Annotated in this window: 13 protein-coding genes; 7 read left to right on the forward strand and 6 right to left on the reverse strand. The window is 39.9% G+C overall.

The window, feature by feature from the left end; translation table 11 throughout:
• Positions 1-32 precede the first annotated feature (32 nt).
• From ACE1CC_RS19105 to ACE1CC_RS19120, 4 genes are all read left to right on the forward strand, one after another.
• Positions 33-227, forward strand: coding sequence for a hypothetical protein (locus tag ACE1CC_RS19105; protein WP_413272021.1), 195 nt, complete (start codon positions 33-35; stop codon positions 225-227).
• A gap of 200 nt (positions 228-427) precedes the next feature.
• Positions 428-727, forward strand: a complete 300-nt coding sequence (locus tag ACE1CC_RS19110) for a hypothetical protein (RefSeq protein WP_459563882.1) — start codon at positions 428-430, stop codon at positions 725-727.
• 98 nt (positions 728-825) lie between these two features.
• Complete coding sequence (locus ACE1CC_RS19115; protein WP_413266006.1) at positions 826-1,278, forward strand: heavy metal-responsive transcriptional regulator; 453 nt, start codon at positions 826-828, stop codon at positions 1,276-1,278.
• On the forward strand, positions 1,253-2,374 hold the full coding sequence (locus ACE1CC_RS19120) for a WD40 repeat domain-containing protein (RefSeq protein ID WP_413272023.1): 1,122 nt from the start codon (positions 1,253-1,255) through the stop codon (positions 2,372-2,374). The genes ACE1CC_RS19115 and ACE1CC_RS19120 overlap by 26 nt, the downstream gene beginning before the upstream one ends.
• Here ACE1CC_RS19120 and ACE1CC_RS19125 read toward each other — a convergent pair.
• The 5 genes from ACE1CC_RS19125 to ACE1CC_RS19145 form a co-directional block, all read right to left on the reverse strand.
• Positions 2,322-2,711, reverse strand: coding sequence for a hypothetical protein (locus ACE1CC_RS19125; protein WP_413272024.1), 390 nt, complete (start codon positions 2,709-2,711; stop codon positions 2,322-2,324). The genes ACE1CC_RS19120 and ACE1CC_RS19125 overlap by 53 nt on opposite strands.
• Positions 2,680-2,892 carry a hypothetical protein gene (locus ACE1CC_RS19130; RefSeq protein WP_413272025.1) on the reverse strand — a complete coding sequence of 71 codons (213 nt, stop codon included), beginning with the start codon at positions 2,890-2,892 and terminating at the stop codon, positions 2,680-2,682. Before ACE1CC_RS19130 ends, ACE1CC_RS19125 begins: the two co-directional genes overlap by 32 nt.
• Positions 2,893-2,896: 4 nt before the next feature.
• A complete protein-coding gene (locus tag ACE1CC_RS19135) occupies positions 2,897-3,244 on the reverse strand; it encodes a GIY-YIG nuclease family protein (protein ID WP_413272026.1) in 348 nt (115 codons plus the stop codon).
• A gap of 69 nt (positions 3,245-3,313) precedes the next feature.
• Positions 3,314-8,038: a PAS domain S-box protein gene (locus ACE1CC_RS19140; RefSeq protein WP_413272027.1), complete on the reverse strand. Its 4,725-nt coding sequence runs from the start codon at positions 8,036-8,038 to the stop codon at positions 3,314-3,316.
• A 144-nt stretch (positions 8,039-8,182) separates the two neighbouring features.
• Entirely contained in the window at positions 8,183-10,504 is a 2,322-nt protein-coding gene (locus ACE1CC_RS19145; protein WP_413272028.1) for a response regulator, read from the reverse strand.
• A 63-nt stretch (positions 10,505-10,567) separates the two neighbouring features.
• Between ACE1CC_RS19145 and ACE1CC_RS19150 the strand changes: the two genes are divergently transcribed.
• Positions 10,568-11,572 (forward strand): S66 peptidase family protein, encoded by a 1,005-nt coding sequence (locus ACE1CC_RS19150; RefSeq protein WP_413272029.1) that lies wholly within the window; start codon positions 10,568-10,570, stop codon positions 11,570-11,572.
• Between the two features lie 98 nt (positions 11,573-11,670).
• Here the strand turns inward: ACE1CC_RS19150 and ACE1CC_RS19155 are convergent, their stop codons facing one another.
• The gene (locus ACE1CC_RS19155; protein WP_413272030.1) at positions 11,671-12,153 is read right to left on the reverse strand and encodes a universal stress protein; all 483 of its coding nucleotides are present in this window, start codon (positions 12,151-12,153) and stop codon (positions 11,671-11,673) included.
• 427 nt (positions 12,154-12,580) lie between these two features.
• Here ACE1CC_RS19155 and hemE point away from each other — a divergent pair, with 427 nt between their 5' ends.
• A complete protein-coding gene (hemE, locus tag ACE1CC_RS19160; RefSeq protein WP_413272031.1) occupies positions 12,581-13,645 on the forward strand; it encodes a uroporphyrinogen decarboxylase in 1,065 nt (354 codons plus the stop codon).
• A gap of 56 nt (positions 13,646-13,701) precedes the next feature.
• On the forward strand, positions 13,702-15,435 hold the full coding sequence (locus tag ACE1CC_RS19165; RefSeq protein ID WP_413272032.1) for an NAD-dependent epimerase/dehydratase family protein: 1,734 nt from the start codon (positions 13,702-13,704) through the stop codon (positions 15,433-15,435).
• The last annotated feature ends 262 nt before the right edge of the window (positions 15,436-15,697 follow it).

The raw sequence follows: 15,697 nt of genomic DNA on the forward strand, positions 1-15,697 counted from the left end.
TTATTACTAAGTGAGAGAAGGTTTGACAGATTATGGGTAGAGGCTTTGAACCAACAGTGACACAACCGCAACCAACCACAACTCCTAAACTAGAGGAGCCAAAATTTGGGTTTAATGAATATGCAGAACGCTTGAATGGTAGAGCCGCAATGATTGGTTTTGCTCTGACTTTGCTGATTGAGTATGTTACGGGTCAAGGGTTATTATCCTGGTTAGGGCTGTATTAAAGTCGCAATTGTAGTTTTTTCGGAAATTTTCCTGAAAAATATGCCTTCAGGAAGCAAATGTCATAGAAGATGAAGTAGGGGTGTAGGGAAGGTAAATTTTTGCTACTCCCCGACTTCATGCAAGTGAGGGATAGGAACCTGAATGGTAAAACGCTAAGATTGAAGCAAAAGTAGATTACATAGTTGACTGATTACTTATGATGAATGCTGCTTATGTTAGGTATTTGAGGTCAGCCTACCGTAGAGAACCGATTGTTAGTTTTATGATTACTATTGGGGCGGTGGATGCTGTGATTGGTGGAGTTGGCGATCGGGTATCGTTGCTCACGTTTGGTATGGGTACGATAGCATTGGCGATCGCCTTACGTTGGTTAATGTTTCAGCGTCGTCCAGCAGAAATTCCCACCGAAGCACCCCAAATTTATCTCCCACCCACACCTTCCCAATCTCAGTTACCTAACTTAAATGTGACAAACAAAAAACGTCCGCCACGCTCTTAAGCTGCTAATTTAAAGTTGCTAGTTGAGGAAGCAGGGTTGAAGACGGAAATAGAGAATTTCTCCTGCTTACGAATCGCTGAATCTAATGACCTAAAATCATGACGAAAACTATTTTAGGCAAACTGCACAAAATTGGAGAAGTAGCGTCTTTTACTGGATTACCAGTAAAAACAATTCGTTATTACGAAGAACTTGGTTTACTATCGCCAGTAGTGACACGCGCTTCATCGGGATATCGATTGTTTGATTCTCAAGTACTCAAGCGACTGGACTTTATTAAACGTGCTCAGTCTTTGGGGATGAGTTTAAAAGAGATTCAGGAATTTTTGGAAATTCACGATCGCGGGGAGTTACCCTGTCACGAAGTTAAACAACATATTCAATCGAAACTAAAAGCGATCGATCGACAAATTGCAGCGTTGGAGACTTTGCGCTCGGAATTACTTGAGCTTCTCTCTGACTGGAAAGAACCAAAATCTGATGATGTAGATGAGATAATCTGCCCTAATATTCAATCACATTTGGATGAAACTTCCGAACATTGTCACTAAACTCTTGCAAGTAGGATGTGCAGTTTTAGCTAGTCTTAGCTGCTACACAATTTTTCTAGATAAAACTGGGGCAAACATTAATACCATTGCCGAAAAACTGCCTCCCCCTCCTGCTCCACTAATTCCTAATCCTCCTTTGCCAAACACAGAAAGTCCTTGGCAAAGAGTGAGAATTATACATAATATTAAAGCTCATTGGGGGCCTATTTACGCTCTTACTTTCAGTCCAGATGGCACATATCTTGCTAGTGGCGGAACTGATATTGATACCAAAATTCGCTTGTGGAATCCGATAAAGGGTAATAAAATTCGCACAATTAATGCTCATAGTAACCGAGTTTTGGCATTAGCAATTACTCCCGATAACCTTACCATTGCTAGCGGTAGTGAAGATGCTACTCTGAATATTTGGAGCTTAAAGAATGGCAAATTAAGCCGGAGTTTAACTCATGAATTTAACAATATTCTATCTTTAGCAATTACTCCCGATGGACAAACTTTAGTCACAGGTGGATTGGATGGAATCAAATTAATTGATTTAAAAACCGAAAGGTTACTTTATAATCGCGTACCTTTATCACAACCAATAGTTTACGCTGTGGCACTTAGCCCGAATGGACAAATTTTAGCAACTGGAGGTAGGGATAAAACAATTCAATTGTGGAATATTCAAACTAGTCAATTTCTGGGTACTATACCCGGACATCAAGGCGCGATTACTTCTTTAGCTTTTTCACCAGATGGTAATACTTTGGTGAGTAGCAGTTATGACCATACAGTTAAAGTTTGGAACCTCGTAAATCGTAGGTCTTTTACACTTGTTGGTCATCAAAATATCGTTAATTCTGTTGCGGTGCATCCTGATGGGAGGACTGTAGCTAGTGCGGGTAGGGATGGGGTAAGAATTTGGGATTTACAAAGCGGACGGCAGATTCGATCGATCATGATAGACACAGACTGGGTACAAACTGTCGCTTTTAGTCCTGATGGCAATTTCCTGGCAACTGGCGCATTTGATGGCAAACTCAAGATTTGGGAGCGGATTAATCAGAATTTTCCTGTAGAATTGGGACAAAAAAAAGCGGGAGGAAATTAATTTCTCCTCCCTGAGCATTTTTCTGATTTGATTTTTGTTTTTGATTTGGTTTTTGGTCTTCGGACTGTTCTTTGAGTTTCTTGCGTAACATTTGTTGTTGCTTCTTCAGTTGTCTCGCTCTGGCAGAACCGCCTCTACCTTTGTCGTTTCTTCCCTCTTTTCGGGGAGATTCCCAACGCTTGAGTTGTCGAGCCATTGTTGTTGCCTTTGATTTAGTTTTCTTTCCTTTACTTATTATAGCAATTCTTTGTGTTTGATGGTGCGTTACGCTTCGCAGCGATCGCATTATTGGTAAACAAACGATTTTAAGCTTTTCGATCGGGTTTGCAATCGACAAAGCCGATCGCATGAGGATCAAGATAGCCTGCGATCGCCATTTCAATCACCGCTTCAACGGGATAATCAATTTCAACAGCACGCGCAACGATCGCATTTCTGATCCGGTCTGGTAACTGCTCTAAAATAATTTGTCCAGCCTTGGGTGAAAGTTGCTCGTACTCCTTCGTTTCTTGCATCATCCATCTACTCCATCGGGATCTGAGCATTGTAGGGCGGTTCTGTCGCTCTCAGGAGCGCAGCCTCTATTTCCGATAATAAAGCTGGATTCCCCCAACGATCCAGTATGTAAAAAGTAATTCTCACATCAGTTGGTGGATAACGATCGAGCCATGCCCAGAAAAAGGCTTTATGTCCACCGTTAAAACGAGTTGCTAAGTTATTTGTCTTGCCAATATACAAAACGCCTTCAATGCGGTGACGAACTGCATAAACTCCAGGACGCTTTGGCAATGAATCAAACTCACGAGTCATTTCAATCCCTTGCTCAAAGTCTGAAAAAGCAAGATAGTTCAAGATTTCGGTTGCATTCATTGCCGGACGATCGCTCCTCGCTGTGGGTTGATTTGAAGTATGAAACGCAACAATTAGTCACCAATCTCCTTAATTTTCTGTCAATTCGTAAATTTCATCGAAGCAGAAACGACGCACTAAGTCGGTTAATCCTTCGATTAATAATTGATGAGATGAGGGTATTTGGGTAATTAGTTGGTTAATTTTTTCGGCATCTACTTCTAGGGATGCTTGGTGCAGTTCTGCTAGCCATTCTGATGGCATAATTGATAAGTCTGAGGGTTTAAGATCTTTGCCGCTGATAGTTTCTTCGGGAGTTTGATTTTCTGATTCTTCGGCGTAAATGAAGCGAACTCCGATGTGTTCTGTGAGTTTATCAAAAATTACTTGTTCCCGGAAAGGTTTGCTGACAAAATCATCGCAACCTGCGGCTAAAATGGTGGTTCTTTGTTCTTCAAAGGCGCTTGCAGTTAGGGCAATAATTTTAGTAAAAGTAGTGCTACTATTGGCTTTTTTTCTAATTTGCCGAGTGGCTTCGTAACCATCCATAATCGGCATTCGCATATCCATCCAAATTAGGTGAGGTTGCCAGTTTTCCCAAATTGCGATCGCTTCTTGTCCATTGTTAGCGGTGCGAACTTCAAAACCTATACTTCCTAATAGTTGAGCAATTATATCTCGGTTTTCTGCGCGATCGTCTACGACTAAAATCCGATAAAGGGGTTGATTTGGTGCTATCTTAAGTACTCGTCTATTAGTTAATAATGGTGCTACTTCTGAGGGGTCTGCTAAAGTAATTTTAATGTCAAAGCTGAAGATTGAACCTACTCCTAAAATACTATTAACCTGAATATCACCTCCCATTAAACGAATGAATTGACGGCTAATAGTTAACCCTAAACCTGTACCTTCTCTAGCTTGAGTTCCACTAGTCGTTTGGACAAAAGGTTGAAATAAACTTTCTATTTCTTCTGGGGCAATGCCTCTACCTGTGTCTTGCACTTCAAAGTAAACAGTAAATTGTTCTGGGTTGTTTTTTGTTGATAATTCTTGGTTTGTTATATTTGCAGAAGCGCGGAGAGTTACTTCTCCTTTTTCGGTAAATTTGACGGCATTACTTAATAAGTTGATCAGCACTTGTCGGAGCTTACCTTCGTCTGTGAAAACGTACTGAGGTAAATTTTCAGCAATATCAAATTGGAGAGACAATTGCTTGGCTTCGGCACGAACTAGGAACATTTGTTGCAAGGTTTGTAGCAACCGATGTAAATCGAAAGCTAGGGAATTTAAAACAGTTCTTCCCGCTTCAATTTTGGACATTTCTAACACATCATTAATTAAGGTTAGTAAATGTTCGCCACTGCGGTTAATTGTGGCGAGAGATGCTTTTTGACGTGCAGTTAAAGCGGCATCTCTTTCCATTAATTGAGCAAATCCTAAAATTGCATTTAACGGGGTACGCAGTTCATGACTCATATTTGCTAAAAAAGTGCTTTTAGCATTGTTAGCAGCTTCAGCGGCTTCTTTAGCAACTCTTAAAGCTTCTTCGGCTTTATGTCTAGCGATCCCAATAGCTGTAATTTCTCCGACTAATTTGAGCAAACTAATATCATCTTCGCTCCAATTTTTGGCATAGTTAACTACATCTGCACCTAAAAATCCGATGACTTTACTAGAGTGAACTAAGGGGGCAACTATTAAAGATTGAATTAATTGAGTTTGCAACATTGCTTTTTCTGCTGTTGCTTCGGGAGGAAGGTCTGAAATTGAGGAAATTTGAACTACTTGACCGTGAAAAATTTTGCTAGAAAACCAAGGCAAAGTATTAGGATTTGACGATCTGAGATAACTAGCTAATGGTTGAATTCCCTCTGCATACCATTCACCGATTAGGGAAATTTGTTTTTGATTTTCTGATAATTCAAAGATGCAACTACGTTCTACTTCTAGGAATTTGGCGATCGCTTTTAATGTAAAATTAAGTGCTGTGTTCACATCTTGGTCGATAAACTGACGAGAAATACAACTAACTAAACTTTCTCTTTTCGCCCGACTTTCTATTGCTTCTTCTGCTTGTTTGCGCTCTAATTCTGCACCAGCACGGGCGGCAAAAATTCGTAAAATTAGCTCTCTTCCAGGGTCATTTTCCATTGGTTTAACATCCATTACTGCTAAATGACCCAAGATTTCACCTGATGAATTAGTTAAGGGAATTCCTAAGTAACTTTCAGCGCCAATAGTAGCTAAATCTCGATCGTTAGGAAACAATTTTTTTATATTTTGTGGATAGTAGCAAGTTTGTCCTAATAAAATACTCTCACAAGGCGTTCCCCGCCAGTTATATTCAAAGTTTTCTTTTAATCTGTTTTCTGCCCAAATTGCTAAAGTACGAACTTTAGTTTTAGTTTCATTGGCAAATTCAGTTACTAAGGAGTAACGAACTCTTAATACAGAAGCGAGATAACGCACACAGGAATTAAAGAAATCGCCGCCTGTTTTTGCCGCTGTTCCTTCAACAATTAATCGTAAAGCTTGTTCTCTATGTTTGCGATCGGTAATATCTTCGGAAATACATAATAAGTGAGTAATCCGGTTTTGACTATCAAACAGCGGGAATTTTAAAATTCTGCTTAAAATTTTCTCTTGATTAGCAGTAGTAATTTCCATTTCTGGATCTTCTAATAATGTACCTTGTTCTACTACTGTTAAATCCTGTTGCCGGAAAAAGTCTGCTGATTTTTGGGGAATTAATTCATGATCGTTAAAACCAAGTCCTTGTTCTTTGGTAAAGCCTAAAATCTTTTCGGCGTTTTTGTTAATTAATACGTAGCGAAAATCATTATTATTATCTTTGGCAAATAGCCCTAAAGGAATGTTATTAATAATGGTATCTAAAAATTGTTGAGATTGTTTTACTTCTTCTTCTAATCGTTTGCGATCGCTAATATCCACAATCATAAACTCTAAGCAAGATTCTTCAGCATTAATTCGTGCTGAAAATAAGCCCCAACTAATTCCTCCATCTTGGCGATATAATTGAATTTCAAAATTGCGAAGTTCGCCATTTTGTTCCATTTGGGATATCATCCAAGTACGATCGTTGGGATTAACATGAAATTCCCCAGCACGACGTTTACCAATTAATTCTTTTGCCGACTTATAACCGATAATTTCCGCACAGGGTTGATTAGCATCCAAAAACAATCCATCTGATAACCGAGAACGTCCAATTCCTACTAATGAATTCTCAAAAATATGGCGATATTTTAGTTCGCTACGTCGCAATGCTTCTTCTGATTGTTTGCGATCGGTAATATCCGTTACTACACCTTCTAAACAATTTTCTTCTACATTTAACCGGACAGAACATAATAACCAAAGTATTGTACCATCGCGACGGCGAAATTGAACTTCATAGTTGTGCAATTGACCGTTTTGTAATACTTGATTGACAGCGAATTGGCGATCGCCTTCATGAATATAAAAATCCCTAGTATATTTCTTTTTAATTACCTGATCGGGAGAATCATATCCTGTTAGTTCAATAAACTTTTGATTAGCATCTAAAATTAATCCATCTTCAATTCTGGTTAAAAGAATTCCTACTTGAGAGTTTTCAAACAACCGCCGAAATCTTAATTCACTGCGGCGCAATGCTGCTTCTGCTTGTTTACGTTCGGTGATATTTTTAGAAAAGCTGAAATCTAATCCTTTGCCATCAAATTCTAAATAATAAGCAGAGACTTCTATTGGAATTAAATCTCCCGTCTTGGAACGGATAATAGATTCAAAAGTTAGACTTCCTTTCTCTTTAAGTTCTTGCCAATGTTCGGGCCAAATTTCTTTAGGATAGTTAGGATCGATATCATGAACTGTTAATCCCAGTAATTCTTCTCTAGGAAATCCCAATAACCGACAAGAAGCTTGATTAACATAATAAATCCTTCCCTCTTCATCGCAACAACCAACATTATCAGAAATTTGATCTAAAGCAAACTGACTAAACCTTAATCTTTCTTCAGTTTTCTTCTGTTCTGTAATGTCGCGAAAACTCCAAACTCGACCAATAATTTCCTGATCTTTCCATTGCGGTTGAGAATAACGTTCAAAAATTCGATCGTCTTTAAACTCGACAAAATCTAAAGCTACTGCTTCTGGATGATTAATAAATAAATCCCAAATCTTCGCAATAAAATCTTCGGGATCTTTGGTTTGTTGCGCTAAAAATTGCAATCTTTCATCTTCTCTTCCCGGTAGTAATAACTCTTCTGGCATTCCCCACATTTGTAAAAATTTCTGATTATAAATTGGGGCATTGCGGGAACGATTTACTACTAAAATTCCATCAGCAGTTGATTCTAAAGTCGCTTGTAATAAAGATAAATATTCTTGCTGTTCTTGTGACTGATTGGTTGACTGAGTTTGGGGAGTGACATCTTCAATTACTAAAATAACCGCCGGAATATTATTGCTTACTTCTACTAAATTACCGGAGATTTTTAAATTTAATTTATTATCATTTTGGATGAATTCATATACTGTGGTTTCATATTCCCCATTGATAATTTTTCTATCTGGATAAGCATCAGAAGTTAGGGGGTTTTCCGCTTGTTGTAAAGGTAATAATTCGCAGAAATTACTACCAACAATTGAAGCACTTGCTTTGATGAGGCGAGTAAAAGCAGAATTACACCATTCTATTTGGTGATTTTGGTCTAAAAAAACAACTGCATCTGCGATCGCATTTAGCGCCACTTCCATTTTACTAATAGTTGCTTGCAGTTGATTTGGCGACTTTGACTTTCTGTTGCCCATATTTTAGGTTCCCCATTAAAAAGTCAATCGATATTAGATCTTAGACTTTAGATTTTAAAATGGCAAATCTCAAATAATTACACTTTATCCCAATATAAAGGTAGGGACACGGCATGATTAAAATTTTACTTTACACCAAGATATTTATGATGCCGTGTCCCTACTGGCAACTTGATAAAGGGATTGCAGCGTCATTCCCTCAGTCGGATATTCTACAATTGCAAAATTACAACTTACTTGAAAACGACTACCATCCGGTGCAGTGAACACTTGTTGTCGCAGAGTAGTTAAAATATCAGTTAGGCGATCGCCAACTTCCGACTTACTTAAACCAGGCATTCCCACCACAAATTCCCCATTTCCCCAATAACCTAAAACCTCATCACCGCGAAAAGTAGATTGAAACAATTGCCCCCATCTTTGTAACACCTGATTTCCCATATTATGCCCATACTGGATATTAATTTGGCGCAGTTGAGAAACACTAAAAATTGCCAAACAAACGGCATATTTATTTACCTCTGCTTGCTTGAGCAAAGTTGACAAATCTCGACTAGATTTTATCTGATTTAAAACCCCAGTTTGCGGATCTTTAGTCGAAAGAGTTTGTAGTAAACGATTACGTTCCAAACGATTAGTAATTCTGGTTAATAATTCCACCGCCACTACAGGTTTAACCAAATAATCATCTGCACCAGCAGCAAACACTTGTTGAATAATATTTACATCTCGATGAGCAGTCAAAAACAAAATTGGTAACTCTTGCCAATTTGGATCGCTACGCACCGCCTGACAAAGTTCAATCCCACTAATATTCGGCATCTCCACATCTAAAATTAGTAAATTTGGAGAAACATCTTTTAACACTTCCCAAAATTTTAGAGGATCGTCTAAACCCGTGATTCGCATTCCCCAAGGTGACAACATCGGCGGTAAAGTTGCCAGAAAAATTGGGTCGTCATCTACTACTAATAAATTAACAGTTTGACGACGACTTTGCTGTAATATTTGCGAAGCTAAATCCCAAATTTGACTAGCTGTTACAGGTTTTGTTAAAAATCCTTTGCCTCCAGAACGCGCCACTGTGATTCTGTCTACCAAACAATCTCCAGCAGCAAGGACAATTACAGGAACTACTGGCGTGCGTTGCGCCAAATCTGTTAATAACTCCAAGCTTTTCTTCCGTTTTCCTACCTCATCAATACTCAACACTACTAAGTCAGGAGATCTTTTTTGTAACCAATCTTTAGCTGCTTCTAAAGTTGTTACTTGTAACCAATTTTCCCCGGTTGATTGCGTTATTTCTCGCAAACTTTCACCGAGTTCCGGGTTAGGATCGATTAATAATAATCGCGTATCGGTTGAGGGAGTTTTCAGAGAAGCAGGAGGTTTTAGTTGCGAAACTTCTGCTTTGCTTTGTCCTTGTCCCCTGTCTTTAATCCCATTACCTAAATCTTCAATCAGTGACAAAACTTTGGTTTCGAGAAGTAACCGATCGGACTCCAAAATTTGTTCTATTTCTTTAGCAATTTTGGTTCCAGATTCCCATTCAAACATTCCCAAAACGCCAGCTAATTTATGCGCTTCTTTGCTTGCTGCAAGGCGCAAATCATCAGCTATTTGTCCGGTTTTAATAGCTGTTGCTGCTGTTTGTAAAACCTCTAAGCGTTCTGCCATTAACCCCTGATATTTTTGCCACATTACCTCCATCGCTTGATTAAATTGTTCTTCTACCGATGGGGAAGTATTTATTTTTGAATCGGCAGTTTTAGATTTGGAATTTTCAATGTTTGCCTGTTCTGGGTTGAGGCGATATCCTAAACCATAAACGTTTTCAATCCAATTTCCTGCGCCTGTATTTCGCATTTTTTGGCGCAATCCTTTAATATGTGCTTTAACGCTTTCTTCTAGTGGTGGATCGTCGAATGACCAAAGATGTTCGACAATATTGGCGCGACTGAATACTCGTGAGGGATTTCTTAAAAATAACTCTAAAAGGTTGTATTCTTTTGGGGTTAATGCTAAAACTTTTTCTTGAAAAGTTACCTGGCAACTACTAGGATCTAACTTGAGTTCTCCTACTTGTAAAACTGGTGTGTGGGGAACTTCTCCTCGCCGCAATAATGCTCTGACTCTGGCGTGGAGTTCGGCTAAATCTAAGGGTTTAATTAAGTAGTCGTCTGCACCTGCGTCTAACCCACGAATCCGATCGCTATTAGCATCCTTAGCCGTCATTAATAAAATCGGAGTGCTGCAACCAGAAGCACGCAATTTACTACATAAACTAATACCATCTAATTTCGGCAATCCCACATCCATTAAAATTAAATTATATGGCGTACTTTGGACATATTCCCAGCCTAATTCTCCATCTGCGATCGCATCTACCAAATAGTGCTGACTGGTGAGAGAATCTAAAAGCACATTTGTTAGCATTTCGTCATCTTCAATCAACAAAATTCTCATTAGTGGTTAAGGGAAAATACAATTAACAATTAACACTGAAAAATACAAGGTTTATCTATTCCAATGATCAAATTGTGCCAAATTCCTGCCCCTTTGCAACCCGGAGATTTACTACAAGTAATCGCGCCTAGTGGTGCATTGCGCGAAATGTCAGCGTTTGAAAAAGGTGTAGAAATTTGGCGAAAGCAGGGCTACCAAGTCCAAATCTGCGACGGCATCACCGAACGTTGGGGATACTTAGCTGGTCAAGACCAACATCGCCGCTATCAATTAAAAGAAGCATGGTTTAACCCAAATGTCAAGGGTATTCTCTGCGCTAGAGGCGGTTTTGGCAGCACTCGGTTGCTGGAGGATTGGAGTTGGGGAGATGGGGAAAATATTCCCTCCACCTCCCAGTCCCGTAGGACAGGCATCTTGCCTGTCATCCCCAGTCCCGTAGGACAGGCATCTTGCCTGTCATCCCCAATCAAATGGTTAATCGGATTTTCTGATGTGACGGCGCTACTTTGGAGTTTGGGAAAAGTGGGGATTTCTGGCGTACATGGGCCGATGTTAACTACGATCGCTTCTGAGCCAGAATGGTCAATTGAAAGGTTGTTTGATTGGGTAGAAGGACGTTGCCTCAAACCCTTATCCGGTGTAGGTTGGGGGGGAGGGAAAGTTAGCGGGGTTTTACTTCCTGCTAATTTAACAGTTGCGACTCATTTGTTAGGTACACCGCTGCAACCGGAATTCGACGGGGTAATTTTAGCTTTGGAAGATGTCACCGAATTTCCCTACCGCATTGACCGACAATTAACTCAATGGCGGATGAGTGGAATTTTCCAAAAAGTCAAAGGCATTGCTTTAGGCAGATTCAGCCGTTGTGAAGCGCCACCCAATATTCCCAGTTTAGCGATCGAAGAAGTATTGCGCGATCGTCTCTCTGACCTCGGCATCCCCATTGTTTCCGATCTACCCTTCGGTCATGACGGCCCCAATGCTACCTTACCTGTAGGAATTTTAGCTCAACTAGACGCAGATAAAGGAGTTTTGAGTTTTGGGGACTGGGGTGTTGGCAATTCATGAATTGCCCCAACGACTGGAGACAAGGGGACTTTTGGGACAACCCGTTACAGCGTAGGGGTAATTCATGAATTACCCCTACGCTCTAACCGCGGAGTATGTCAATTCTCTTGAACAATGAGGACAGAACAGGGAGAATGGTGAACTACGTAATTGCTGATGCTGCCCATGAGTAATTCGCCCAAGCCGGAAAGACCGCGACGACCCATAATAATTAAATCGGCATCCCAATTTTTTGCTAAGTGGCAAATTACTCGACCGGGGCCACCATAATTAAGAGTATATTCAGTCGGAACTCCGGCATCAGCGGCTTCTTTAGCCCAGGATTCTAATAAAGTTAAGTATTTTTTGCGAGAAAGCTCTTTTTCTTTCAGGTAACTTTCTACTTGCTCCACCATTGCAGCGTGATATTCTAAGGCAGAAATTTGTTGTGAGGCAATTTCTGCCAGACCAATTTCTTCGTCTGTGAGGACGTGCAGCAGCATTAAGGTAGCGTTATTCTGTTTTCCTAGAGACAGTGCTGAATTAAATACTTTTTGGCTAATTTCTGAACTGTCCATTGCTACCAGAATTTTCTTATACATATAAACTCCTTTTAGTTTGTAAACTTTTTAGGACTTATGCAACTGGCACAATTAGTAGGGTGCGTCAGAGGCGGAAATCCTCATTATGTCGAGCTATAACTTCCTCTGACGCACCCTACAAGTTTATTTGGATGTGACTTATACATATAAACTCCTTTTAGTTTGTAAACTTTGTTATCGAGGGGAATTTTCTCAAACCAAAGCTTTTTGCTTTGAGTTTCCAGATTTAGCTATTTTTAGTGGCTCAAATTTTAACATTGAAAAGCTTTATCTGATAGATATTGAATTTGCATATTTTAATTTTAATAGATGAGGTGTGGGGGAAAGGTTTGTAAATCTAGAAGAAACAAAAAGAAATGCGAATAAATGTGTTGATGAATGATAAGCTAACGAATGCACTTAAAAAACTAATATAGGACGAATTTAGATGGCTGGGTCAACCCAGGTTCCTTATCTGTTGCGGGCGGCGCGGGGCGAAGTGTTGTCACGTCCGCCTGTGTGGATGATGCGACAAGCTGGACGCTATATGAAAGCTTATCGCGAGTTACGAGATAAGTATCCCTCGTTTCGCGATCGCTCAGAAAATGTAGATTTAGCAGTGGAAATTTCCCTGCAACCTTTCCGTGCTTTCCAACCCGATGGAGTAATTTTATTTTCGGATATTTTAACTCCACTGCCCGGAATTGGCATACCTTTCGATATCATAGAAAGCCGAGGGCCAGTAATCGATCCTCCGGTTCGCAGCTTAGAACAGGTGAAAAACCTCAAACCCTTAGAACCAGAAGTTTCTTTGCCGTTTATTCGGGAAATTTTACAGATTTTACGGCAAGAAGTGGGTAATCAGGCGACGGTTTTGGGTTTTGTCGGTGCGCCTTGGACTTTGGCGGCTTATGCTATTGAGGGCAAGTCTTCCAAGGATTACACAATTATTAAGAGTATGGCTTTTACTGAGCCAAGCTTGTTACATGAATTCTTGGGTAAATTGGCAGATGCGATCGCCATTTATGTAAGATATCAGATTGACAGCGGTGCCCAAGTTGTGCAAATGTTTGATTCTTGGGCTGGGCAATTAAGTCCCCAGGATTATGAAACTTTTGCCATGCCTTATCAACGGCGTGTGGTAGAACAAGTTAAGGCGACACACCCCGATACGCCAATGATTCTTTATATTAATGGCAGTGCGGGAATTCTCGATCGCATGAGCAAGTCTGGTGTAGATATCGTCAGTGTAGACTGGACGGTGGATATGGCAGAAGCAAGAGCAAGATTGGGCGAAAATATCGGAGTGCAGGGCAATATTGACCCTTGCGTTTTGTATGGTTCTCAGGACTTTATCCGCGATCGAATCTTAGATACAATTCGCAAAGCTGGTAAAAAAGGTCATATCCTTAATTTGGGTCACGGCGTTTTACCAACTACTCCCGAAGAAAATGTCGCTTTCTTCTTTGAAACTGCCAAGCAAGCTGATAAATTGCTCACCATTCATGCCTGAAGTTCTGCATTAAAATTGGGGCATTGATATAGAAGATAGAATTTCAGAGGTGATAGGTGATAGGTGATTCTCTAGCAGGAGAGACTAACAACCCAGACAAACAGGAAAACCTAGAGTTGAATTCTCCTGAAATTTCTGTAGCAGAATCTAATGTCTCAAAAGCATCTGAGGCAATAACTTCAGATGCTAGTTTAGAGAGTTTAGTAACTGAGGAAATTCAGGAAACAGGAGAGTCAATTTCTCCCGACATCCTGGTAGTCCAATCAAAGTCGATCGAAATTCAATCAGCCCCAGAGTTGACATTTTATGCAACTTCCGAAACCGGGGAAATTCAGGAAACAGGAGAGTCAAATTATCCCGAAATTCCGGTAGTCGAATCGGAGTCGATCGAAATTCAAGAAGCCCCAGATTTGACTTCTGCTGAAACAAACGAAACTGTGGAAATTCAAGAAACCGGAGAGTCAAGTGATCCCGAAATTCCGCAGGTTGAATCGGAGGCGATCGAAATTCAAGAAGCCCCAGATTTGACTGATTCTGCAACTTCCCAAACAGGGGAAATTCAAGAAACCGGAGAGTCAAGTGATCCCGAAATTCCGCAGGCTGAATTTGAAACAAGAGAAATTCAGGAAAAACCGGAATTGAAAGTTGCCCCAACAGCTAAAGTGGCTGAGGCAATTAACTCTTCTGTTGGATCGCCTTTGCCTCTCACCTCTGAAACTGCACCAACTAAACCAAATAAAGATTGTTTACGAATTTTAATTACTGGTGCTAGCGGCTGCATTGGTCAATATATTGCCGAAACACTAATTAAAGAAACAAATCACGAATTGTTTCTCTTGGTAAGAGATCCCAAAAAATTAATAATTGACTGCAATTATCGATCGGGGATAAATATTGTCCAAGGGGATATGAAATATATTTCTCGCTTGGCAAAATTGATAAAAACAATGGATTGTGCAATTTTAACCGCAGCCGCTTGGGGTGGTCAGCAAGAAGCGTTAGATGTTAATGTTTTTAAAACCCTACAATTGCTGAATTACCTCGATCCCAAAGTTTGCCAACAGGTAATTTATTTCTCCACAGCTAGCCTTTTGGATAGACACAATCACTTACTTAAAGAAGCTAGGGAATTAGGCACTGAGTATATCCGTTCCAAGTACGAAGGATTAACGAGAATATCAAAATTACCAATTGCCGATCGCGTTACCACCCTATTTCCTACCCTAGTTTTAGGAGGAGATGAAAGACATCCTTATTCGCATATTTCCTCTGGTTTACCTGGGTTGAAAAAATGGATTAATTCCATCAGATTTTTCAAAGCTGACGGCAGTTTCCACTTCATTCATGCTCAAGATATTGCCCAAGTAGTTTTCTACTTGGTGAAAAATCCCCCAAGTCGAGAACAAAAAAACTGGTTTGTGTTAGGAAATCAACCAACAACTGTCAATCAAGCAGTGGAAGAAGCTTGTGAATATCTGCGAAAACCTATTTTCTTCCGGCTAAATTTATCTCCTTGGTTGGCTGATATTTTGATTTGGTTGTTTCGCATTCAAATGGCAGCTTGGGATAGATTTTGTTTGGAATATCGCCATTTTACCTACACAAATCCGATTAATCCAGCTACCTTTGGTTTACCAGTGTATTGTTCCACTATTAAAGATGTGCTAAAAACCAGCGGCATTGGTGAACCCCGTAAAATTGCACCTAACTCAGTGAACTATAACTCAGACAAAACTGTGGAAAACCGACTAAAAGATTACAGACAAGCGTTTGAGGATAAAGAGCAATAAAGCTATTTTGTAGTAACTACTAACGCAAGTTGCTAGTTATAATAATTGAGATTAAGATTAGTACGTTGTTGGGGGGTTTGGGGGGTGTAATAAGGGAAATAGAAGCAAAGAACCACAAACAAAATCTTTGTTTTTATCCTTTTTAAAAAAAAAAAAACAATATAAAAATACGCCCACCATTTTTTGGGGTGGGCTTTCTCGTTTTTTTATTCTTTTTTACCCCCCAATCCCCCCCCACAACGTACTAATCTTAATCTCAATT

Origin of the sequence: Floridaenema aerugineum BLCC-F46 (assembly GCF_041929345.1) — a bacterium.
Taxonomy (GTDB): Bacteria; Cyanobacteriota; Cyanobacteriia; order Cyanobacteriales; family Aerosakkonemataceae; genus Floridanema; species Floridanema aerugineum.